Annotated in this window: 20 protein-coding genes, 3 tRNA genes and 1 riboswitch; of the genes, 9 read left to right on the top strand and 14 right to left on the bottom strand. The window is 67.3% G+C overall.

Annotated elements, in window-relative coordinates; all coding sequences use genetic code 11:
• Positions 1 to 694, top strand: a 694-nt coding sequence (locus AUL32_RS25940; RefSeq protein ID WP_244497715.1) for a methyl-accepting chemotaxis protein, incomplete at its 5' end; no start/stop codon positions are given.
• 69 nt (positions 695 to 763) lie between these two features.
• Here AUL32_RS25940 and AUL32_RS25075 read toward each other — a convergent pair.
• A complete protein-coding gene (locus tag AUL32_RS25075) occupies positions 764 to 937 on the bottom strand; it encodes a hypothetical protein (RefSeq protein WP_156421361.1) in 174 nt (57 codons plus the stop codon).
• Positions 938 to 1,248: 311 nt separating this feature from the next.
• Between AUL32_RS25075 and AUL32_RS07590 the strand changes: the two genes are divergently transcribed.
• The 4 genes from AUL32_RS07590 (at position 1,249) to AUL32_RS07575 (ending at position 4,291) form a co-directional block, all read left to right on the top strand.
• A tRNA-Asn gene (locus AUL32_RS07590) sits at positions 1,249 to 1,323 on the top strand.
• Between the two features lie 115 nt (positions 1,324 to 1,438).
• On the top strand, positions 1,439 to 1,717 hold the full coding sequence (locus AUL32_RS07585; RefSeq protein WP_062113310.1) for a hypothetical protein: 279 nt from the start codon (positions 1,439 to 1,441) through the stop codon (positions 1,715 to 1,717).
• Between the two features lie 220 nt (positions 1,718 to 1,937).
• Positions 1,938 to 2,309, top strand: coding sequence for a hypothetical protein (locus AUL32_RS07580; RefSeq protein ID WP_062113306.1), 372 nt, complete (start codon positions 1,938 to 1,940; stop codon positions 2,307 to 2,309).
• A gap of 221 nt (positions 2,310 to 2,530) precedes the next feature.
• Positions 2,531 to 4,291, top strand: coding sequence for a peptidoglycan D,D-transpeptidase FtsI family protein (locus AUL32_RS07575; protein ID WP_156421360.1), 1,761 nt, complete (start codon positions 2,531 to 2,533; stop codon positions 4,289 to 4,291).
• A gap of 228 nt (positions 4,292 to 4,519) precedes the next feature.
• Here the strand turns inward: AUL32_RS07575 and AUL32_RS07570 are convergent.
• The 4 genes from AUL32_RS07570 to AUL32_RS07555 form a co-directional block, all read right to left on the bottom strand.
• A tRNA-Gly gene (locus AUL32_RS07570) sits at positions 4,520 to 4,594 on the bottom strand.
• A gap of 208 nt (positions 4,595 to 4,802) precedes the next feature.
• Positions 4,803 to 4,877 (bottom strand) — tRNA-Gly (locus AUL32_RS07565).
• A gap of 74 nt (positions 4,878 to 4,951) precedes the next feature.
• Complete coding sequence (locus AUL32_RS07560) at positions 4,952 to 5,629, bottom strand: DUF2726 domain-containing protein (RefSeq protein ID WP_202814384.1); 678 nt, start codon at positions 5,627 to 5,629, stop codon at positions 4,952 to 4,954.
• 19 nt (positions 5,630 to 5,648) lie between these two features.
• Positions 5,649 to 6,731 carry a 2'-deoxycytidine 5'-triphosphate deaminase gene (locus AUL32_RS07555; protein WP_062113299.1) on the bottom strand — a complete coding sequence of 361 codons (1,083 nt, stop codon included), beginning with the start codon at positions 6,729 to 6,731 and terminating at the stop codon, positions 5,649 to 5,651.
• Between the two features lie 125 nt (positions 6,732 to 6,856).
• Positions 6,857 to 6,934: riboswitch (SAM riboswitch) on the top strand.
• A 29-nt stretch (positions 6,935 to 6,963) separates the two neighbouring features.
• Here AUL32_RS07555 and AUL32_RS07550 point away from each other — a divergent pair.
• Positions 6,964 to 8,184 (top strand): O-succinylhomoserine sulfhydrylase, encoded by a 1,221-nt coding sequence (locus AUL32_RS07550; RefSeq protein WP_244497713.1) that lies wholly within the window; start codon positions 6,964 to 6,966, stop codon positions 8,182 to 8,184.
• A 126-nt stretch (positions 8,185 to 8,310) separates the two neighbouring features.
• Positions 8,311 to 8,703 carry a Co2+/Mg2+ efflux protein ApaG gene (gene apaG, locus AUL32_RS07545; protein WP_061976929.1) on the top strand — a complete coding sequence of 131 codons (393 nt, stop codon included), beginning with the start codon at positions 8,311 to 8,313 and terminating at the stop codon, positions 8,701 to 8,703.
• Between the two features lie 15 nt (positions 8,704 to 8,718).
• Here the strand turns inward: apaG and AUL32_RS07540 are convergent, their stop codons facing one another.
• The 3 genes from AUL32_RS07540 to AUL32_RS07530 are packed head-to-tail and all read right to left on the bottom strand — an operon-like array spanning position 8,719 to position 11,937.
• The gene (locus AUL32_RS07540; protein ID WP_062113296.1) at positions 8,719 to 9,783 is read right to left on the bottom strand and encodes an Hsp33 family molecular chaperone; all 1,065 of its coding nucleotides are present in this window, start codon (positions 9,781 to 9,783) and stop codon (positions 8,719 to 8,721) included.
• Positions 9,776 to 10,732 carry an ornithine carbamoyltransferase gene (argF, locus tag AUL32_RS07535; RefSeq protein WP_062113292.1) on the bottom strand — a complete coding sequence of 319 codons (957 nt, stop codon included), beginning with the start codon at positions 10,730 to 10,732 and terminating at the stop codon, positions 9,776 to 9,778. Before argF ends, AUL32_RS07540 begins: the two co-directional genes overlap by 8 nt.
• Positions 10,729 to 11,937 carry an aspartate aminotransferase family protein gene (locus AUL32_RS07530; RefSeq protein WP_062113289.1) on the bottom strand — a complete coding sequence of 403 codons (1,209 nt, stop codon included), beginning with the start codon at positions 11,935 to 11,937 and terminating at the stop codon, positions 10,729 to 10,731. The genes argF and AUL32_RS07530 overlap by 4 nt, the downstream gene beginning before the upstream one ends.
• A 381-nt stretch (positions 11,938 to 12,318) precedes the next feature.
• On the opposite strand from AUL32_RS07530, the gene AUL32_RS26420 reads away from it, so the two are divergent.
• Positions 12,319 to 13,062, top strand: a complete 744-nt coding sequence (locus AUL32_RS26420) for a GcrA family cell cycle regulator (protein ID WP_062113286.1) — start codon at positions 12,319 to 12,321, stop codon at positions 13,060 to 13,062.
• Positions 13,063 to 13,371: 309 nt separating this feature from the next.
• Complete coding sequence (locus AUL32_RS07520) at positions 13,372 to 13,629, top strand: DUF3297 family protein (RefSeq protein ID WP_062113283.1); 258 nt, start codon at positions 13,372 to 13,374, stop codon at positions 13,627 to 13,629.
• Between the two features lie 81 nt (positions 13,630 to 13,710).
• Here the strand turns inward: AUL32_RS07520 and phoB are convergent, their stop codons facing one another.
• From phoB to AUL32_RS07490, 6 genes are all read right to left on the bottom strand, one after another.
• Entirely contained in the window at positions 13,711 to 14,442 is a 732-nt protein-coding gene (gene phoB / locus AUL32_RS07515) for a phosphate regulon transcriptional regulator PhoB (RefSeq protein WP_061976941.1), read from the bottom strand.
• Between the two features lie 5 nt (positions 14,443 to 14,447).
• Positions 14,448 to 15,170, bottom strand: coding sequence for a phosphate signaling complex protein PhoU (gene phoU, locus AUL32_RS07510; protein ID WP_062113279.1), 723 nt, complete (start codon positions 15,168 to 15,170; stop codon positions 14,448 to 14,450).
• Positions 15,171 to 15,240: 70 nt separating this feature from the next.
• A complete protein-coding gene (gene pstB, locus AUL32_RS07505) occupies positions 15,241 to 16,050 on the bottom strand; it encodes a phosphate ABC transporter ATP-binding protein PstB (protein WP_061976945.1) in 810 nt (269 codons plus the stop codon).
• Positions 16,051 to 16,067: 17 nt separating this feature from the next.
• Positions 16,068 to 17,393 (bottom strand): phosphate ABC transporter permease PstA, encoded by a 1,326-nt coding sequence (pstA, locus tag AUL32_RS07500; protein WP_062113276.1) that lies wholly within the window; start codon positions 17,391 to 17,393, stop codon positions 16,068 to 16,070.
• On the bottom strand, positions 17,393 to 18,868 hold the full coding sequence (gene pstC / locus AUL32_RS07495; RefSeq protein WP_062113273.1) for a phosphate ABC transporter permease subunit PstC: 1,476 nt from the start codon (positions 18,866 to 18,868) through the stop codon (positions 17,393 to 17,395). Before pstC ends, pstA begins: the two co-directional genes overlap by 1 nt.
• A 116-nt stretch (positions 18,869 to 18,984) precedes the next feature.
• Entirely contained in the window at positions 18,985 to 20,031 is a 1,047-nt protein-coding gene (locus AUL32_RS07490; protein WP_061976951.1) for a PstS family phosphate ABC transporter substrate-binding protein, read from the bottom strand.
• Positions 20,032 to 20,100 lie beyond the last annotated feature (69 nt).

Genomic DNA, 20,100 nt, shown 5'->3' with positions numbered 1-20,100 from the left:
CGCCGAGAAGATCGCCGTGGTGCAGGAGATCGCCCGCCAGACCGACCTGCTCGCTCTGAACGCCGCGATCGAGGCGGCCCGCGCCGGCCAGCACGGCAAGGGATTTGCGGTGGTGGCCTCCGAGGTGCGCAAGCTCCCCGAGCGCTCCCAGGCCGCCGCGGCCGAAATCGGCGACCTTTCGTCCCGCACGCTGGTCGTGGCGGAGGACGCCGGGGCGCGTCTGGAGCGGTTGGTTCCAGACATTCGCAAGACGGCGGAGCTGGTGTCGGAGATTTCGGCGGCGTGCCGGGAGCAGTCGATCGGCATCGAGCAGATCAACCAGGCGATCGGGCAGCTGGATCAGGTGACGCAGTCGAACGCCGGGGCGGCGAACGAGATGGCGGCCACCGCCGACCAGCTGTCCACCGAGGCGGGCCGTCTGGAAGAGCGGGCGGGGTTCTTTCGCCTGTCGGACTCCGAACGCGAACGGCTTCGCCAAGCGGAAGCGGTGGAGATCGAAGCCACCAACCGCCGGCTCACAGCGCAGGGCGCCAAGGCCGCGGAGGGCAAGCCGCAGGACGCCTCGGCCCCTACCCGTGCCAGCGCCCGGTCCTCTTCGGCCAAACGCGGCCGGCCGAGCGCGACCAATCTCAATCTGGACCTTTCCGACGAGGCGGCGGCAGACCAGTCCGGGTTCCAGAAACTCAGCGCCTGAGAACGGTGCGACCCACCGTTTCGTTCTCAGCGGGCCGCCCTTTTGGCGGCCCGTTCCGTTTCGGGCCGTTCATCCCTGCCGCACGTCGCCGGTCACATGGGGATTGCCGTCGCCCCTGGGCTCGACGCGGCCGCGCTCGTCCTTCGGCTTGAGATCGCCCGACGCCGTGGAGCCCGGCGGCTTCTCGATCTGGCTTTCGCGCGACTCATCCTCGGGGCCGACACGCTTGATCTGCTCGTTCATGGGACTCACCCGTCTCCGTTTGAAGCCATAAGCGGCATGGCGGCTCGGCGGTTCCGATCCAGCCTTTCGCCAGGCTTGCCGTGTGGGGATCGTCCCGACAGGGCGCGGCTGGACTTGGCCTCCCTCGCCGCCCATGTTCAGCACGCGAAGTCCTCCCACAGGATCGGCTCCTGCCGCGGCTCCCGACTGATCTGTCAGGGTCCCGCGACAGACCCACCATCGTCCGATCATCCACAGACACATCGCGCTTTGGCATCAAAATGTCATTTTGCGATTGCCCCGCCCGGTCTTCTTTGGTAACAGCGCGTCATTCCCCGGTAGCTCAGTGGTAGAGCAATCGACTGTTAATCGATCGGTCGCTGGTTCGAATCCGGCCCGGGGAGCCACCTTCCAAATTCCGAATATTTGCCAGGTCATCGCAGGCCTAGCCCGTTTGTGTCTGCACTCTCAAAGCACTCTGGTCCGGGCTCGCGCGGGCTCTATGGAACGCTGACGAGCACGATGACGTTTTTCTTCGACAAGGCTCGGAGGATCGCCAACATGACGTCGCATAGCGTGGAAGAAGATCGCGTAATCTCGCACAACAAGCCGATGGGGCCGAAGCTGCGCATCGCGATCGGCGTCTTTCTGCTGGTCCTGCTCACGGCCATGATCAGCACGCTCGTGATCGGTGGCCCGACGGCCGACCCGGCCACCGCCAAGATTTCGCTGCAGCAGCAGGGAACGATCCCTACCAATCCCGGCGCCACGCCCAACGGCAGCCCCAGCGCCAATCCTTGACGCCGAGCGGCCGACGCTCCCCGCGTCGGCCTTCGGAGCGCCCAACCGGCCCGTCCAGCGCCCGCCAACAAGATCGCGCCCACGGGCCTCCTCGCAACCGCCTAGCGCTGAAAGCGCGCTTCGACCGTGCTCTGCCCTTCCTCCGGCCAGCCTTGGATCCGACGCATTCCGAGCGAGTTTGTTCACCAAGTCTTAACCAGCCCGGGGCGAGGTTGGGGGCATGTCGCCTCCGCTCGCCCGCGCCTTTGCCCGGATCGCCAGCACGCTCTTCGCCTTCGCGGCGTTGGTGCTGATCGGTTTCGTGACATCGCCAGCCGGGTTTGCCGCAGGCGACCTCCCGCCCACTCTTCTGGTTCATCAGGAGGCTGCCACGTCGGACGATTCCGGCGCGCCGCAGGTCGCTGGAGATCAGGACGAGCCCTCGTCCTTCGAGGCCATGATGCCGGAAACCTGGCAGATCGCCGAGCGCCCTCAGTCCTCTTGGACGATGGCCGGCCCGCGTCTTGGTGCAGCCACCGGCCTGTCCGGCCCCGACAGGCCCCCTCCCCGCCACCGCTCCGATCTTCGGAGCGGATCGCTCGGGATGCTCTAGCCAGCCCCGCGAACCCGAAAGGTCGAAGCCGGCCGCCCTCTCCCTGCTTCCGCGCCACCGGCGCGAGCGGGGCCAGGGCGGGGTCGGCTCGCCCAGCCGGCAGGCGCCCATAGTCCCTGCCCCTTCGGTTCGCCAAGCCGGCCTGTCTCGCCCGCGCCCCTCTCCGCGAACGCCCAGCGGCCGATTTCGGCCGGAAAGTTCCAGACGCGGACGACCCACCCATGCGCTTTCCCAACATTCGACGCCTGCTATCCGCCGCGCCCGCGCCCGAGCTCCTGTCGCGCCGTCCGGCCTATGTCCGCCTTCGCACCGGGCTGATCCTCGGGCTCTTCGCCGGCATTTACTGCGTCATCGGCGGCCGGCTGGTGATGCTCGGCGCGGTGGACGAGCCGACGCCCGTCGCCTGGCCCTCGCCGCCCTCCAAGGCGCGGCCGAACATTCTCGACCGCAACGGCCAGGTGCTCGCCATGGATATCCCCAGCGCCTCGGTCTATGCCGAGCCGCGCCGCATGGTGGACGTGGACGAGGCGATCGAGGGTCTGACCCGCGTCTTCCCCGATCTCGACCCGGCCGATCTGCGCAAGCGCCTGTCGAGCCGCTCGGCCTTCACCTGGATCAAGCGCACCACGACGCGCGCAGAGCGGGACGCGCTCTGGGCGCTGGGAATTCCCGGCGTCGGCTTCCGCGACGAGCTGCGCCGGCTCTACCCCAATGGCCGCGCGGCTGCCCATGTCCTGGGCGCGGTCAATGTCGACAATATCGGCATCGCGGGCATGGAAAGCTGGGTGGACCGGCAGGGACTGCAGGTGCTGCGCGGCGCGGGTCTGGATCTCGACAGCGAGAACCTGGAGCCGATCCGCCTCAGCCTCGATCTGCGCGCGCAGCACGCGCTGACGGTGGAACTCTCGGAGGCGGTCAGCAAGTTCAGCGCGATCGCCGGCGCCGGCCTCGTGATGGACGTGACGAACGGCGAGGTCATCGCCCTCGCCTCGCTGCCCGATTTCGACCCCAACGTGCCAACCGACGCCCTGAAGCCGGACCGCATCAACCGCGTCAATGTCGGCACCTACGAGATGGGCTCGACCTTCAAGGCCATGACCACGGCCATGGCGCTGGATTCCGGCCTGTTCGACCTGCGCTCGGTGGTGGACGCCAGCGCCCCCTTGCGCTTCGGCCGCTTCTCCATCCGCGACTATCGCGGCCAGAACCGGCCTCTGAACATTCCCGAATCCTTCATCCACTCCTCCAACATCGTCATGGGCAAGATGGCGATGGCGGTCGGCCCCGAGCATCACCGCTCCTTCCTCAAGCGGCTCGGGCAGCTCGACCGGCTCAAGACCGAACTGCCGGAAAGCGCCAGCCCGCTCTTTCCCGCCAAATGGGGCGATCTCAATACGGCGACGATTTCCTTCGGCCACGGCATCGCCGTGACGCCGCTTCAAGCGAGCATGGGCATCGCCGCCGTAGTGAACGGCGGCCGCCTCCTGCGCCCGACCTTCGTCAAGGGCGCCGACGTGGCGGAGCGAGTCGTGTCGGAGGGCGTCGTTTCGGAGCGCACGGGCGAGGCGCTGCGCTTCCTGATGCGGCTGAACGCGCGCGTCGGCTCGGCCGGCAAGGCGGATGTCGACGGCTATTTCGTCGGCGGCAAGACCGGCACGGCGGAGAAGGTCGTGAACGGGCGCTATGACAGCGGCACGGTGCTCACCGCCTTCATGGGCATCGCCCCCGCCCATGCGCCGCGCTATCTCTTCATGACGGTTCTGGACGAGCCCAAGCCGCTGCCCGAGACCTACGGCTTTCGCACCTCGGGCTGGAACGTGGTGCCGACCACGGGCAAGATCATCGCGCGCATCCTGCCGATTCTGGGGGTCGCGCCGACCGCCACGCCCCCGGCCTCCCCCTTCCCTGCCATGGTCTCCGCCCGCGCCTGGGGCTCGAACCTCTTCGACGGACAGCGGCAGGTTGCGATCAATCAGCCTTAAGAGGCTCTCAGCCAGCGGGCGGGCGCGAGGCGCGCCCGCTGGTTCGGCCCGGACAATGGTGCTGGGTTAAGGACTCAGACGATCATAGGCGAAGACGCCGACGCAAAGTGGCAACGCCGTCAGGCATCGAGCATCGCCGCGATGTGCAACGCCTATCGAACGGCCAACAGCTCGACGCGACAAAGCCACCGGCTCGAAATCACAGAATTTAAATGTCTTGAGAAAAACTGGAGCGGGCGATGGGATTCGAACCCACGACCCCAACCTTGGCAAGGTTGTGCTCTACCACTGAGCTACGCCCGCCCGCTCTTGTCTCCGCCGCCCCGTGAGGCGCTGCGGATGGGCGGCTTATGAGCCATCCCGAGGGGGAATGCAAGAGGGTTCGATTGGAAAAAGCGGCCGACGGCTTTCGATCGTCGCAGCCCAAGGCTGGCCCGTCTTCGGTCCTCCCTCGCCAGCCGAAACCGCGAGCCGAAGCCCGTTCGAATATCGAAAATCGGAAGGGAGAGATTGGAGCGGGCGATGGGGATCGAACCCACGACATCCAGCTTGGGAAGCTGGCGTTCTACCGCTGAACTACGCCCGCGCTCACGCCCAACACGTAGCGGAACGGCGGTTTCCTGGCAAGAGCCGGCTGGCGGGAGGGAGGAGCATACGGCGCTATCTCCGCCAGCGCGGCCCTGCCCCGTCTGGGCGCCCCGCCTCGGCGCTCGCGCTCTCCGTCAAAAGGCGAAGGATCTCCGCCTTGCCGGCGCCGGCCGGCACCTCCACCAGCGGAATACCGACGCGCTCCAGCACGAGGCGCTTGACCGCCATGCGGTCCGCCGCATCGTCCGAAAGGTCGTGGCCGGTCCCGTGATATTCCACCACGAGCCGAGGCTGACCGAAGCGGTCGATCAGCAGGAAATCCACCCGCTTGCTGTTGAAGGAGCTGAAGGCGGCCCGCAAGCGGCGATCGGAAGGGTCATAGGCCGTCTTCACGAAGGCGCCCATGGCGACCTCGAAGGACAGGCGCCAGTCCGGCCGCTGGTCGCGCACCCATTCGTCCAGCGCGTAGAGAACGCGCGAGGCTTCCTTGTTCACGGGGCGGACGGCGCGCAGCTCGGCGCTCGCGATGAAGCGAAGCTGATTAGTGGAGCGCGAGACGTCGTTCTCCTCGAAGTATTGCCGGCGCCGCTCGGCCTCCTCCTCGCGGGCCGCCTCTTCGGCGCGCAAGGCGGCGATCTCGCGCCTCGCCTCGCGCGCGATGCGCCGGGCGCGGCGCGCGAAGAGCGCCAGTGCGATCGCGAAAGCGACCAGAAGCCCGATCAGCGCCGGCTGCATTCCGCTTCCCATCATGTCTCACTCGCGCTGCGCGTCAGACGAAATGCTTGGAAAGCTTCAGCCCCTGGGCCTGGTAGTTGGAATTGAGGTCGATGCCGTAGAGTCGGCTCGGCAGCGAGGCCATGCGCTCGTAGATGAGGCGGCCGACGATCTGGCCGTGCTCCAGAATGAAGGGCACATCGTGGCTGCGCACTTCCAGCACCGCGCGGCTGCCCGTGCCGCCGGCCAGACTGTGCCCGAAGCCGGGATCGAAGAAGCCGGCGTAGTGAACGCGGAACTCGCCGACCAACGGGTCGAACGGCGTCATCTCGGCGGCATAGGCGGGGGGCACATGCACCGCCTCTTCGGACACGAGAATATAGAACTCGTCGGGATCGAGCACGAGTTCGCCCGTGCCGGAGCGATGGATCGGCTCCCAGAAGTCGAGCACAGGCTGCGCGGCGCGCTTGTCCACGTCCACCACGCCCGTGTGGCGCTTGCCGCGATAGCCGACGAGACCGTCGGCATTGCCCAGGAGATCGATCGACAGGGCGATGCCGCCGCCCGAAATGTTGGCGTCCGCCGTGCTGGTCAGCCGGTCGCTGGCGTGAAGCGCGGCCAGTTCCGCTTCGCCGAGCTGCGCGTCGCCGGTGCGAAAGCGGATCTGGCTGAGGCGCGAGCCGGGCCGCACCACGATGGGAAAGGTGCGCGGGCTGATCTCGATGAAGAGCGGACCGCGATAGCCGGCCGGCACCTTGTCGAACTCCTGCGCGCCGTCCACCATCACGCGGGTGAAGATGTCGAGCCGGCCCGTGGAGGATTTCGGATTGGCGGCCGCGCGAACCTCAGGCGGCAGCGCCAGGGCCTCCTGCAGCGGCACGACATAAACGCAGCCCGTTTCCAGAACGGCGCCGCCCGTCAGGTCGATCTCGTGCATGGAGAAGCGCGCGAGCTTGTCGGCGACGCAGGCGCCCCGCCCCGGCAGGAAGCTGGCACGCACGCGGTAGGCCCTGGAGCCCAGCCGAAGGTCCAGGCTCGCTGGCTGAATCTGGTCGGCGTCGAAGACCCTATCGGCCGTGATGCCGCCCGCCTCGAACAGCGCCGCAATGTCTCGATCAGGAAGAATACCGCCGGTCATGCACGGGTCCTACAGGCGTCGCGGGGAAAAATCGAGATGGATCGACGCCCGACCTTGGGGTCACGGTTAAATTCGCGCCCCGCTGCGGCATGGCGGCGATTGATTTGTGGCCGGCCGCGGCTTATGCGTCTTGCCGTGGTGATTTTGCCGGCCGGCTTGCAGCCACGTTAAACAACTCGCTAAAGGGCCGTTTCTCGAGTTCTCCCGAGCGGTTCCGAAGGCGTAGCCCTTCATGAAGTCGGCCCTCGGAGTGATCCTCATGTCCAAGCCCGACGAGACATCGCGCCTGCGGCCCGCCACCCAGATGGTCCACGGAGGCACGATGCGCTCCGGGTTCGGCGAGACGTCCGAGGCGCTGTTCCTGACGCAAGGCTTCGTCTACCCCACCGCCGAGGCGGCCGAGGCGCGCTTCAAGGGCGAAGAGCCGGGCTATGTCTATTCCCGATACGCCAACCCGACGACCCGCATGTTCGAGGAGCGGATGATGGCGCTGGAGGGCGCCGAGGACGCGCGCGCCACCGCCTCCGGCATGGCCGCGATCTCGACCGCGCTGCAATGCGCGGTGAAGGCGGGAGACCATGTAGTCGCCGCGCGCGCCTTATTCGGTTCCTGCCGCTACATCATCGAGACCGTGCTCGGCCGCGCCGGCGTGTCCTCGACGCTGGTGGACGGACGCGATCTAGACCAGTGGCGCGCCGCCGTGCGACCGGAGACCAAGCTCTTCTTCCTGGAAAGCCCGACCAACCCGACGCTGGAGCTCGTCGATATTCGGGCCGTCGCCGAGATCGCCCATGCGGCGGGCGCGGTTCTGGTGGTGGACAACGTCTTCGCCACGCCCCTGCAGCAGAAGCCGCTGGAACTCGGCGCCGACGTCGTCGTCTACTCCGCCACCAAGCATATCGACGGCCAGGGCCGGTGCCTGGGCGGCGTCATCCTGTCCTCGGCCGAGTGGATTGAGAAGAACGTCCAGGACTTCTTCCGCCACACCGGCCCCTCGCTCTCGCCCTTCAACGCCTGGACGCTGCTGAAGGGCCTCGAGACCCTGCCGCTGCGCGTCGCGCAGCAAACGGCCAACGCCGCGCGCATGGCCGACGTGCTCGCCGCATCGCCCAAGGTCGCGCGCGTGCTCTATCCCGGCCGCGCCGACCATCCGCAGGCCGAGCTGGTGAAGCGGCAGATGACGGGCGGCTCGACCCTGATCGCGGTGGAGCTGGCGGGCGGCAAGGAGGCGGCCTTCCGCTTTTCCAACGCGCTCCAGATCATCAAGCTGTCGAACAATCTGGGCGATGCCAAGAGCCTCATCACCCATCCCGCCACCACCACCCACAAGAGCCTGACCGACGAAGCACGGGCGGAACTGGGCATCGGCCCCGGCCTCCTGCGCCTGTCGGCGGGGATCGAGGACGGCGCCGATCTGGTGGAGGATCTGGAGCGGGCGCTCGCCGCCGTCTAAAAACGCAGGCGGAGCCCTCCTGCCCTTCGCCTCGGCTTCGCCTTGGTCGGAAGGCAGAAAGGGCTTCGAAAAACCCCATCGCGGGCCGCTTCGGCGGCCCGCCACCTGGCAGGCAAACGTTCAGACATGTATAAGGCGACGACGCGGCACATCACGGTTTGCGTGAGCCCGAGCTTTCTTCCCGACCAGTCCGACCCCGAGGACGGACGCTGGGTCTTCGCCTATCGCATCGAGATCGAGAACGGTTCGCGCGAGACGGTGCAGCTGCGCTCGCGCTACTGGCACATCACCAACGGGCGCGGGCAGGTGGAGGAAGTGCGCGGGCCGGGCGTGGTGGGCGAGGAGCCGATCCTCTCGCCGGGCGACAGCTTCACCTATACGTCGGGCTGCCCGCTGGGCACGCCGTCCGGCATCATGCGCGGCTCGTTCCGCATGGAAACGGCGGACGGACGGGCCTTCGACATCGAAGTGCCCGCCTTTTCGCTGGATGCCCCGGAGGGCGTGCGCGTCCTCAACTGACGCGGCGCCTATCGATCAGTGCTTGTCGCCGTGGCTCTGACCGTGGCTATGGCCCTGCTCGCTCTCGCGGCCATGATCGTGGTCGTGATCATGGTGGAATTCGTCCGGCGAGAACGTGTAGGCCTCGCCGCAGAATTCGCAGGTCACGTTGATCGCCCCGTCCTCGACACTCTCGGCGATGTCCTCGGGCGAGAAGTTCTCGAGCACGCCGCGGATCTTCTCGCGCGTGCAGGAGCAGTCGTCGCGCACCGGCACGCCGGGAAAGACGCGCACGCCGCGCTCGTGGAACAGGCGGAAGAGCAGACGCTCGACGCCGACCTCGGGGTCCGCGAGCTCGGACGGCTCGATCGTGCCGACCAGCGCCTGAACCTCGGTCCAGGCGTCGTCCTCGTCGAACTGAGGCTCCTGCGTCCCCTCCGGCGCATCGCCGCCCGGCAGATCGCGCAGGCGCATCCGCTCGGGCGAGGAGGGCAGGAACTGCGCGATCAAGCCACCGGCGCGCCAGCTTTCCCGGAACCCGCCCGCCTCGGCGCGGCGCGCGATGCGCGCCACGGCCAGACGAATGGTGGTCGGAATCTGCTCGGACTGGCGGAAGTAGTTTTCCGCCACGCTTTCCAGCGAGTCCCCGTTCAGTTCCACGATGCCCTGATAGCGCTGCGTGTGCGCGCCCTGGTCGATGGTCAGCGCCAGGATGCCCGAACCGAGCAGCGAGGGCGGATCGGCCTGATGGGCGGCCACGGCTTCCGCCAGACGCTCGGCGTCGAAGCGGGCATAGGCGCGCACGCTGGAGGGCGCGGTGTAGTCCACCACCAGGAGATCGACGGGACCGTCGGTCTGGGTCTGGGCGATGAACTTGCCGTCGAACTTCAGCGAGGTGCCGAGCAGAACCGTGAGAACGATCATCTCAGCCAAAAGCTGAGCGACCGGCGCGGGATAGTCGTGGCGGGCCAGGATCTGGTCCACCATGGCGCCGAGTTGCACGGCGCGGCCGCGCGCGTCCAGCGCCTCGACCGCATAGGGCACGACAGCGTCGTCGCCGGCGAAACCGAATTCGCCGAGTTCCAGATGATCTTCAGCCATGCGTCGCCACGTTCCCGAACACCCAGGCAAGGATCGACTTCTGGGCATGAAGTCGGTTCTCGGCCTCGTCGAAGACCACGGACTGCGGCCCGTCGATCACCTCGTCCGTCACCTCCTCGCCGCGATGAGCGGGCAGGCAGTGCATGAAGAGGGCCTGCGGATCGGCATGTGCCATCAGCCGCTCGTTCACCTGATAGGGCATGAAGACATTGTGCCCGCGCGCCTGATCCTCACGTCCCATCGACACCCAGGTGTCGGTGACGACGCAGTCGGCGCCCGACACGGCTTCCACGGCGTCATGCGTGAGGTGCAGGCGTGTGCCCGCAGCGCGCGCCGCCTCGACATAGCGCGGATCGGGCTCGGACCCTTCGGGCGTCGCCACGCGCAGCGCGAAGTCGAACCGCCCCGCCGCTTCGATCAGGGAATTCAGGACATTGTTGCCGTCGCCCGTCCAGGCGAAGGTCTTGCCCTTCACCGGGCCGCGATGCTCCTCGAAAGTCAGGAGATCGGCCATGATCTGGCAGGGATGCGTGTCGTCGGTCAACGCGTTGATGACGGGCACGGTCGCAGCTTCCGCCATTTCCAGAAGGCGCGAATGATCCGTGGTGCGGATCATGATCGCGTCGACATAGCGCGACAGGACGCGCGCCGTGTCGGCGATCGTCTCGGCCCGGCCGAGCTGCATTTCCGAGCCCGACAGAAACAGCGTCTCGCCGCCGAGCTGGCGCATGCCGACGTCGAACGACACGCGGGTGCGCGTCGAGGGCTTCTCGAAGATCATGGCGAGCATGCGCCCTTCGAGCGGGCGCGGGCCCTGGCGGCCGAGCGCCTTGCGCTCCCGCGCGTCGTCCAGAATGGCGCGCAGGTCCCCGCCCTTCATGGTGGACAGATCGATGAAGTGCCGGACGGCCGAAACGGCCGGCGGCGCGGAGGCGAGAACTTGGCTCATGCCGCGCTGCTTTCGGGATGGGACTGGGACAGGTCGGCGACAGCGGCCTCCAGCCGCTCCATCGCCTCGCGGATTTCGCTCTCGGTGACGGTGAGCGGCGGCAGGAAGCGCACGACATTGTCGCCGGCGGGCGCCGCCAGCATCGAATGGTCGCGCAGCGCCTCGATCAGCTTCGTGTTGGGCACAACGGCCTGAAGGCCGATCAGGAGCCCCTCGCCGCGCACTTCCGAGACCACGGCGGGATAGCGATCGGCCAGCGAGGCAAGGCTCTGCTTGAACAGGAGCGCGTTGTGGCGCACCTGGTCGAGGAAGCCGTCGCCCAACACTACGTCCAGGACGGCATTGCCGACCGCCATGGCGAGCGGGTTGCCGCCGAAGGTCGTGCCGTGCGTGCCGGGCGTCATGCCCTTGGCGGCCTCGTCCGTGGCAAGGCAGGCGCCGAGCGGGAAGCCGCCGCCGATGCCCTTGGCCGAGGCCAGGATGTCGGGTGTGACGCCGGTGCTCTCGTAGGCAAAGAAGCGCCCGGTGCGCCCGACGCCGGTCTGCACCTCGTCGAAGATCAGGAGCAGGCCGTGCTCGTCGCAGAGATCGCGGATCAGCTTCAGGAAGCCGGCGTCGGGCGCGCGGATGCCGCCCTCGCCCTGGATCGGCTCGATCAGGATCGCGGCCGTCTCGGCGCCGATCGCCGCGCGCAGCGCCGCCGCGTCGCCGAAGGGAACCTGGTCGAAGCCTTCGACCTTCGGGCCGAAGCCTTCGAGATACTTGGCCTGGCCGCCGGCGGCGATGGTGGCCAGCGTGCGGCCGTGGAAGGCGCCCTCGAAGGTCACGATGCGGAAGCGCTCGGGGTGGCCCGAGACATACTGGTAGCGCCGGGCCGTCTTGATGGCGCATTCCAGCGCCTCGGCGCCGGAATTGGTGAAGAACACCTTGTCGGCGAAGGACGCCTCGACCAGCCGGCCGGCGAGCTTTTCTTGCCCGGGCACGTGGAAGAGGTTGGACGTATGCCAGAGCTTGCCCGCCTGCTCGGTGAGCGCCGCCACGAGATGGGGATGGGCGTGGCCGAGAGAGTTCACCGCGATGCCGCCGGTGAAGTCCAGGAACTTGCGCCCGTCCGACATGTGCAGCCAGACCCCCTCGCCTCGCTCCACTCGAAGGTCCGCGCGCGCGAAGGTGGCAAACAGCGGATTGTCGTGGGTCTCGGCCATGGCGATACTTCTCGTTGGCATGGACAATGGAGGGAACGGCGGCGCGAAGGCGGCCGGAGCGGCAGGCACAATAAGCCCGCGCGCAACGCGCTGCCTATACCATGGCCGGGGCGCGAATTGTCAACGAAAGCCGAAGTTTCGCCTTTTGCGAGCCTCTATGCTTCCGTAAACGTCGCTCCGCACCCATAAGCTGTTGAAAAGGGGGCGAAACGATTCGCCCGGCGGCGCCCACTCTTGCCGCCCTTCGCACTCGCGTTCTAGAACCCTCTCAGACACCAGATTTCGTGTGGGAAGTCCCGTCGATCCGCAAGGGATCGACAGGGGCTATGGATGACGGCACCGGCCGCCCTCCCGCAGCGACAGAGTACGAGGAGTCTGTTCATGAGTTGGACCGAGGAGCGCATCGAGCTGCTCACCCGCCTTTGGGGCGAAGGTCGAAGCGCCAGCCAGATCGCGGCGGAGCTCGGCGGCGTGACGCGCAACGCCGTGATCGGCAAGGTTCACCGGCTGAAGCTGGACAACCGCCCCAAGGGCGGCGCGGACGAAAGCCCGGCCGAGGCCGCCCCCGTGGCGCCGGTGCGCGTCGCGCCCGCCTTCGAGCCCGCGCCCCAGCCCGTGCCGGTCGCCGCCGCGCCCGTGCCGGAGCCGGTGGCCGCGCCGTCGATCGCGGCGGTGGAGCCGCCCGCCCCGCGCCGCGAGTTCGCGCCCGCGCCCGTCGCGGCCCCTGTAGTGACGCCCGCCTCGGCCCCCATGCAGACGCCGAGCGCAGCGCCGCGCATCCTGACGCCCTCCATGCCCACTTCCGCCCCGCCGCGCGCGCCCATGCCGCTCCGCCAGCCGATGATCCATTCGGTGGGCGCCACGGCCCTGAAGATGGACCCGGACGCCGGCGCCTTCGAGGAGGCCCAGCCATTCGGTCATTCCGAAGGCGGCGAGGTCGTGCCCATGTCGCGCAACCTGACGCTGGTGCAGCTTTCCGACCGCACCTGCAAATGGCCGCTGGGCGACCCGCTGAGCCCGGACTTCCGCTTCTGCGGAAACCATTCCCAGGACTCTTCGCCCTATTGCAAGCACCACGCGCGCATCGCCTTCCAGCCGATGTCGGAGCGCCGCCGCGTTCGCTAAGGGCACGCCCCGGCAAGGCGGAAATGCTTTTCCGAGACATGAGACGAAATCGTGGACCTTGCAGCGTTCCGGCAAGCCGGAATGCTTCAGGCGCTTTTAATCCATCGCGGTTTCGAGCCCGGCCTTCGCGCCGGGCTTTTCTTTGCGCCTGCCTCGCCCCTGCGGCCTCTCTCCCCGCCCTCCTTCTAGAAAGCGTCTCCCGCTCGCGCCTGTCCTGCGTTATGAGGCAAGCCATGCGAGCGGAAGACGCTTTCTGATCCAGGCGCCGGCCCGGCCGGCGCGCGACGCCCCTTTCGAAAAGGCCATGACATGACCGATACCCCCGCCCTTCCCGACCGTCTGGCGATCGACCCCGACAGCCCGTTCCATGACGAGGCGCTGCTGGCGCGCGGCATCGGCATCCGCTTCAACGGCAACGAGAAGACCAATGTCGAGGAATATTGCGTCAGCGAAGGCTGGGTGCGCGTCGCCGCCGGCAAGGCCAAGGACCGCCAGGGCAAGCCGCTGCTGATGAAGCTGAAGGGCACGGTCGAGCCCTATCTGAAGGACGACAGCGCCGAGGGCTGATCGCCCGCCTCCGCCAAACGAAAACGCCGCGAGCAGCCCTTTGGCTCTCGCGGCGTTTCCGTTTCATCATAAGGCGTCGCTTCAGCTCGCTTCGGCCCGCTGCTGCACGGGCCGCGCGGCGGCGGTGAAGTTCTCGTCCAGCGAATAGCCCGCCCCGCGCACGGTGCGGATCGGGTCGCGCTGGCGGCCCCGATTGATGGCCTTGCGCAGACGTCCGACATGGACGTCCACCGTGCGCTCGTCGACATAGATGTCGCGGCCCCAGACGCCGTCCAAGAGCTGCTCGCGCGAGAAGACGCGGCCGGGCGACTGCATGAGGAATTCCAGGAGGCGGAACTCGGTGGGTCCGAGCTTGACCTCGCGGCCGGCGCGGCGCACGCGATGCGTCTCGCGGTCGAGGTCGAGATCGCCCGCCACGAGCTGGCTGGAGATGCGCTCGGGCTTCACCCGGCGCAGCATGGCGCGCACGCGGGCCATGAGCTCGGGAGTCGAGAAGGGCTTCACGACATAGTCGTCCGCCCCGACCGAAAGGCCGCGCACCCGCTCGCTTTCCTCGCCGCGCGCCGTCAGCATGATGATCGGCAGGCGCTCGGTCTCGGGCCGCGTGCGCAGGCGCCGGCAAAGCTCGACGCCGGACAGGCCGGGCAGCATCCAGTCGAGCAGAAGAAGGTCGGGCACGCCCTCCTTCAGCCGCAGGTCGGCCTCGTCGCCACGCGCGATCACGTCGACGTCGTAACCCTCGGCCTCAAGATTGTAGCGAAGGAGGACGCCCAGCGCCTCCTCGTCTTCGACGACGGTGATCCGGGCGCCCATGCGACTTACCCGTTCAGGCCGGTCGAGGGCGAGGCGATCGAGGGCGTCGAGTCGCTCTTGGGCCGCTCGACCTCCATCTGTTTGCCGGTCTTGATGTAGTAGACCGTCTCGGCGATGTTGGTCGCGTGGTCGCCGATGCGCTCGATGTTCTTGGCCGAGAAGAGAAGATGCGTGCAAGCCGTGATGTTGCGCGGATCTTCCATCATGTAGGTCAGGAGCTCGCGGAAGAGCGACGTGTAGAGCGCGTCGATCTCGGCGTCCTGCGCGCGGATCTCCAGCGCCCGCACGTCGTCGCGCGTGGCATAGACGTCGAGCACGTTCTTCAGCTGGCCCAGCGCCAGTTCCGACATGTGCTCGATGCCGCGCACCAGCTGCACCGGCTGCTTGTGGTCGGTCACCGCGATCACGCGCTTGGCGATGTTCTTGCCGAGATCGCCGATGCGCTCGAGATCGTTGGAGATGCGGATGGCGCCGACGATCTCGCGCAGGTCGTGTGCCATCGGCTGGCGCTTGCCGATCGTGAGAACCGCGCGCTCGTCCACTTCGCGCTGCAGCGTGTCGAGAAGGATGTCGTCGGCAACGACGGACTGCGCCAGACCCCAATCGGAGCGGATCAGGGCGGAGACCGCCTGCTCGACCATGCGCTCGGCCTGGCCGCCCATTTCGGAAATGCGACGAAGGATGAATTTCAGTTCGTCGTCGTAGGACGAGACGATGTGATGTTCCATGAAACGAACTCTCCCTGTTTCGCGGAGAACGACTCCCGGCCCGATAAGGCTGCGGGAGCCGGGAGCGAGGTCAGCCGAAGCGGCCGGTGATGTAGTCCTGCGTGCGCTTGTCGTCGGGGTTCTGGAACATCTTTTCCGTGGAACCGACCTCGACGATCTTGCCGAGGTGGAACATCGCCGTGCGCTGCGAGACGCGGGCCGCCTGCTGCATCGAGTGGGTGACGATGACGATGGTGAAGTTCTGCTTCAGCTCGTCGATCAGTTCCTCGACCGTGGCGGTCGCGATCGGATCGAGGGCCGAGCAAGGCTCGTCCATCAGGATCACCTCGGGCGAAACGGCGATGGCGCGGGCGATGCACAGGCGCTGCTGCTGGCCGCCGGACAGGCCCGTGCCGGCGTCGTGGAGGCGGTCCTTTACCTCCTCGAAGAGGCCGGCCTTGCGCAGCGAGGTCACGACGACCTCTTCCAGGTCCGTCTTCGACTTGGCGAGACCGTGGATCTTCGGGCCGTAGGCGACGTTCTCGAAGATCGACTTCGGGAACGGGTTGGGCTTCTGGAACACCATGCCGACCCGGGCGCGCAGTTCCACCACGTCGATCTGCGGGTTGTAGATGTCCTCCCCGTCGAGCGTGATGAGGCCCTTGACCTTGGCACCCTCGACCGTGTCGTTCATGCGGTTGAGCGAACGCAGGAAGGTCGACTTGCCGCAGCCCGAAGGGCCGATCAGCGCCGTCACCTGCCGCTCGTAGACGTCGAGATTGACCTCGAACAGGGCCTGCTTCGCGCCGTAGAAGACCGAGACGTTCTCGCCCTTCATCTTGGTGGCGAGGACGGGCGCGTTGGTCTTCGGGGCGGCGGTCAAATGAAGATTGTCCATCATAAGAAATCCGTTCTTTCCTACCAGCGACGCTCGAAGCGACGACGAAGCAGAATGGCGGTGATGTTCATGACCGCCAGGAAAAGGAGAAGCACGATGATCGCGCCCGACGTGCGCTCCACGAAGGCGCGCTCGGCCTCGTTGGCCCACATGTAGATTTGCACGGGCAGAGCGGTGGCGGGGTCCATCGGCGTCGCGGGGTAGTTGGCGACGAAGGCGACCATGCCGATCAGGAGCAGCGGCGCGGTTTCGCCGAGCGCGTGGGCAAGGCCGATGATCGTGCCGGTGAGAATGCCCGGCATCGCCAGCGGCAGAACGTGATGGAACACCATCTGCATCTTGGAGGCGCCGAGGCCGAGCGCGGCGGCGCGGATCGAGGGCGGCACGGCTTTCAGCGCGGCGCGCGTTGCGATGATGATGGTCGGCAGCGTCATCAGCGTCAGCACGAGGCCGCCGACCAGCGAGGCCGAGCGCGGCAGGCCGAACCAGTTGACGAAGACCGCGAGGCCGAGAAGGCCGTAGACGATCGAGGGCACGGCCGCCAGATTGTTGATGTTCACCTCGATCAGGTCGGTGAAGCGGTTCTTGGGCGCGAACTCCTCGAGATAGATCGAGGCGGCGACGCCGATCGGCAGCGCAAGGGCGAGAACGATCGCCATCATGTAGAGCGAGCCGATCAGCGCCACGCCGACGCCGGCCGTCTCGGCGCGCGAGGAGGCGCCGAAAGTGAAGAGGCCGGTGTTGAAGCGCTGGGTCAGCTCGCCACGGCTTTCCAGCTGGCGGATCCATTCCAGCTGCTGGTCCTTGATAGGACGGCGCGCTTCGGGGATCGACAGGTCGAACTGGCCCTTCACCGCCGAGTCCACGGTGGAGTTGGCGTAGATCCAGATCTCCTGCGTGGTGCCGATGATCGAGAGATCGTCCATCACCATGTTGGCGAGCTGCGCGCGCACGCCCTGCGACAGGAGCTGCGAAGCGGCGGTGATGGCGGCGCGGTTGTTCGGGTCGATGCCGAGTTCCTTCACCAGCGCGTCCTGCACCAGGCGAGGATAGTTCGCCGTGCGCAGCACCGCCGGATCGGTCTTGGCCCGGTCGTTCGGATCGATCACGCTCTTGGAGAAAGTGATCGGCAGGCGGATCTCGGTCTGGAAGAAGGCGGTGTAGCCCTGCCCGATCACCGTCCAGAGCAGGATGGCGAGGAAGATCAGGCCGACGCCGATGGCCGAAAGGCCGTAGAGGCGGAAGCGGCGCTCGGAAGCGTAGCGGCGGCGCAGGCCGATGTCGCGACGGGCCGGACGGGCCGAGGTCGGGATGGCCGACCCTTGGGAAATCGTCGTGTCGCTCATCAGTCGTACTGCTCCCGATACTTGCGCACGATGGCAAGGGCGATGATGTTGAGGATCAGCGTCAGCACGAAGAGCGTGATGCCGAGCGCGAAGGCCACCAGACTCTGCGGCGAGGTGAAGTCGAGATCGCCGGTGAGCTGCGAGACGATCTTGACCGTGACCGTGGTCATCGCCTCGAACGGGTTGAGCGTGATGTTCGCCGCGATGCCGGCGGCCAGAACCACGATCATGGTCTCGCCGATGGCGCGCGAGGCCGTCAGCAGCAGCGCCGACACGATGCCCGGCAGGGCTGCGGGCAGCACCACCTTCTTCACCGTCTCGGACGGCGTGGCGCCGAGCCCCATCGAGCCGTCGCGCAGAGAGCGCGGCACGGCGGTGATGATGTCGTCCGACAAGGAGGACACGAAGGGGATGAGCATGATGCCCATCACCAGACCCGCCGTCAGGATCGACTGCGCCTGGATGAAGCCGACATAATTGCCGGTGAGCAGGCCGTTGATGCTGGCCGAGATGTCGCGAAGGAAGGGGCCGACGGTGATGAGCGCGAAGAAGCCGTAGACGATGGTCGGAATGCCGGCCAGGAGTTCGAGCAGCGGCTTCACCACCGAGCGCACGCGGCTGGAGGCATATTCGGCCATGTAGATGGCGGCGAAGAGGCCGACCGGCACGGCGAAGAGCATGGCCACGAAGGCGATGTAGAGCGTGCCCGCCAGAAGCGGGATCAGGCCGAACTGACCGGCGGCCTCGGAACCGGCGGCGGCGAAACGCGGCTCCCAGACCGTGCCGAAGAAGAAGTCGACCGGGCGGATGCGGCTGAAGAAGTCGAGGGACTCGAACAGCATCGAGCAGACGATGCCGACGGTGGTGAGAATGGCGATCGAGGAGCAGACCACGAGGAAGGTCTTGACCACCCGCTCGACCTGATTGCGGGCGCGAAGCCGGACCGCGATGCGCGACAGGCCGAAGAGAAGGCCGCCGATCGCGAGGACCAGAGTCACGCCTGTCAGGGCGAGCCGGCTCATGTCCTCCATGTGGTTCTTTTCGAGCGCGATGGGGATCATCGCGTCGGTCGCGCCGCCCGGCAACGGAATGCCGCGGCGCTCGAACAAAGGCTGGATGTCAGCGATGCGAGCGCTGGAAAGACCGGCCTGCTCGTCCGACGGCAAGGCGCGGATGCCCTGGCCGAGGGAGCGCACGAGCGAGCGGCCGAGCGAGACCGAGGCGGCCTGCGTGTCGGCCTCGAGGCGGCGCTCGACGGTGGCGAAGATCACTGCCGGCGAGATCGACAGCCAAAGCACCATGACGATCAGGGCGGGCACGACGGCCCAGCAGAAGACGAAGGACCCGTGATAGGTCGGGCGCGAATGCACCTTGGCGCCCGGCGAATCCGGCAGCGCGGCGCCCTTGCGGCAGCCAAGCCCATAGCCGACCAGACCGATCGCCAGGACAATCATAATCAGAGCAAATGCGGACACCGTTCGCCGTCTCCCGGGAGAATCATGAGCAGGCGCCCATTTCACGGGATGGCCGGCTCGCGGTGAATGTGAAGAAGCCGGCCCTTGTCGGGCCGGCCTCCGTCAAAGCTGAGAGATCAGCCCTTGATCGTGGTGCCGGCCTCGAAAGCCTTGCGGGCTTCCTCGCGCTGCGCATCCGGCGCCGGCACGAGACCGTACTGGGCGAGCGGGCCGCCGGGGCCGACCATCTGGTCGTCAAGGAAGAAGTTGACGAACTCCTTCAGGCCCGGAACGACGCCGAGATGCGCCTTCTTGACGTAGAAGAAGAGCGGACGCGACACGGGATACTTGCCGGAGGCGACGGTCTCGACGGACGGCGTGACGCCGGAAACGGTGGCGACCTTCAGCTTGTCCTGGTTCTGCTCGTAGAAGGCCAGACCGAATACACCGACGCCCTGCGGGTTGGCGGCGATGCGGGCGAGCGTCTCGGTGTAGTCGCCGGCGATGTCCACCGCCTTGCCGTCGTTGCGGATCTGATGGCACTGCTTCTCGGCGGCCTTGTCGTCGAGGCCCGAGGTCTTGAAGGCTTCGAGCGCGCCCGAGGCCTTGCAGCCGGCGACGACGGTCTTCTCTTCGAAGACTTCGCGCGTGCCGTGGTTCTCGGCCGGGATGAAGGCGATGATGTCCTGGTTCGGCAGCGAGGCGTCGACGTCAGACCACTTGGCGGCGGTGTTGTCGACGACCTTGCCGTCCTTCACGACCTTGCCGGCGAGCGCCTTGAAGACCTGCTCGGGGGTCAGCGCGAAGCTCGGGCCAGAAGCCGCGGAGGCGAAGACGATGCCGTCATAGCCGAAACGCACTTCCTGGATCTCGGTGACGCCGGCGCCGGTGCAGGCCTTCTTCTCGGACTCCGAGATCGGGCGCGAGGCATTGGCGATGTCGACCGTCTCCGGGCCGACGCCCGAGCAGAACTGGCGGAAGCCGCCGGATGTGCCGCCGGACTCGACCACCGGGGTCGGGAAGTCGGGGAAGATCTCGCCGAAGTTCTGCGCCACGATCTGCGCATAAGGCAGAACCGTGGACGAACCGGCCGAATGGACGGGCTGCGCGCTCTGCGCGAAAGCGGCGCCCGTCGTCATGACGGCAGCGCCCAGGGCAAGGCTGGCGAGAAGGGATTTGCTCACAGGCGTTTCTCCATCGAAACGTTTCGAATGCGAACCGCCGGGCGAACTCGATTCCGCGGCGCTGTTCAT

The sequence above is a fragment of the Aureimonas sp. AU40 genome (assembly GCF_001463785.1).
Lineage (GTDB): Bacteria > Pseudomonadota > Alphaproteobacteria > Rhizobiales > Rhizobiaceae > Aureimonas.
The sequence above is the reverse complement of the archived record's forward strand: the minus strand, read 5'-3'. Positions and strand labels throughout refer to the sequence as shown.

Coding starts and splice junctions, on each gene's coding strand:
- AUL32_RS25075 (WP_156421361.1), bottom strand. CDS start 937: ATGAACGAGCAGATCAAGCGTGTCGGCCCCGAGGATGAGTCGCGCGAA.
- AUL32_RS07585 (WP_062113310.1), top strand. CDS start 1,439: ATGACGTTTTTCTTCGACAAGGCTCGGAGGATCGCCAACATGACGTCG.
- AUL32_RS07580 (WP_062113306.1), top strand. CDS start 1,938: ATGTCGCCTCCGCTCGCCCGCGCCTTTGCCCGGATCGCCAGCACGCTC.
- AUL32_RS07575 (WP_156421360.1), top strand. CDS start 2,531: ATGCGCTTTCCCAACATTCGACGCCTGCTATCCGCCGCGCCCGCGCCC.
- AUL32_RS07560 (WP_202814384.1), bottom strand. CDS start 5,629: ATGATGGGAAGCGGAATGCAGCCGGCGCTGATCGGGCTTCTGGTCGCT.
- AUL32_RS07555 (WP_062113299.1), bottom strand. CDS start 6,731: ATGACCGGCGGTATTCTTCCTGATCGAGACATTGCGGCGCTGTTCGAG.
- AUL32_RS07550 (WP_244497713.1), top strand. CDS start 6,964: ATGAAGTCGGCCCTCGGAGTGATCCTCATGTCCAAGCCCGACGAGACA.
- apaG (WP_061976929.1), top strand. CDS start 8,311: ATGTATAAGGCGACGACGCGGCACATCACGGTTTGCGTGAGCCCGAGC.
- AUL32_RS07540 (WP_062113296.1), bottom strand. CDS start 9,783: ATGGCTGAAGATCATCTGGAACTCGGCGAATTCGGTTTCGCCGGCGAC.
- argF (WP_062113292.1), bottom strand. CDS start 10,732: ATGAGCCAAGTTCTCGCCTCCGCGCCGCCGGCCGTTTCGGCCGTCCGG.
- AUL32_RS07530 (WP_062113289.1), bottom strand. CDS start 11,937: ATGGCCGAGACCCACGACAATCCGCTGTTTGCCACCTTCGCGCGCGCG.
- AUL32_RS26420 (WP_062113286.1), top strand. CDS start 12,319: ATGAGTTGGACCGAGGAGCGCATCGAGCTGCTCACCCGCCTTTGGGGC.
- AUL32_RS07520 (WP_062113283.1), top strand. CDS start 13,372: ATGACCGATACCCCCGCCCTTCCCGACCGTCTGGCGATCGACCCCGAC.
- phoB (WP_061976941.1), bottom strand. CDS start 14,442: ATGGGCGCCCGGATCACCGTCGTCGAAGACGAGGAGGCGCTGGGCGTC.
- phoU (WP_062113279.1), bottom strand. CDS start 15,170: ATGGAACATCACATCGTCTCGTCCTACGACGACGAACTGAAATTCATC.
- pstB (WP_061976945.1), bottom strand. CDS start 16,050: ATGATGGACAATCTTCATTTGACCGCCGCCCCGAAGACCAACGCGCCC.
- pstA (WP_062113276.1), bottom strand. CDS start 17,393: ATGAGCGACACGACGATTTCCCAAGGGTCGGCCATCCCGACCTCGGCC.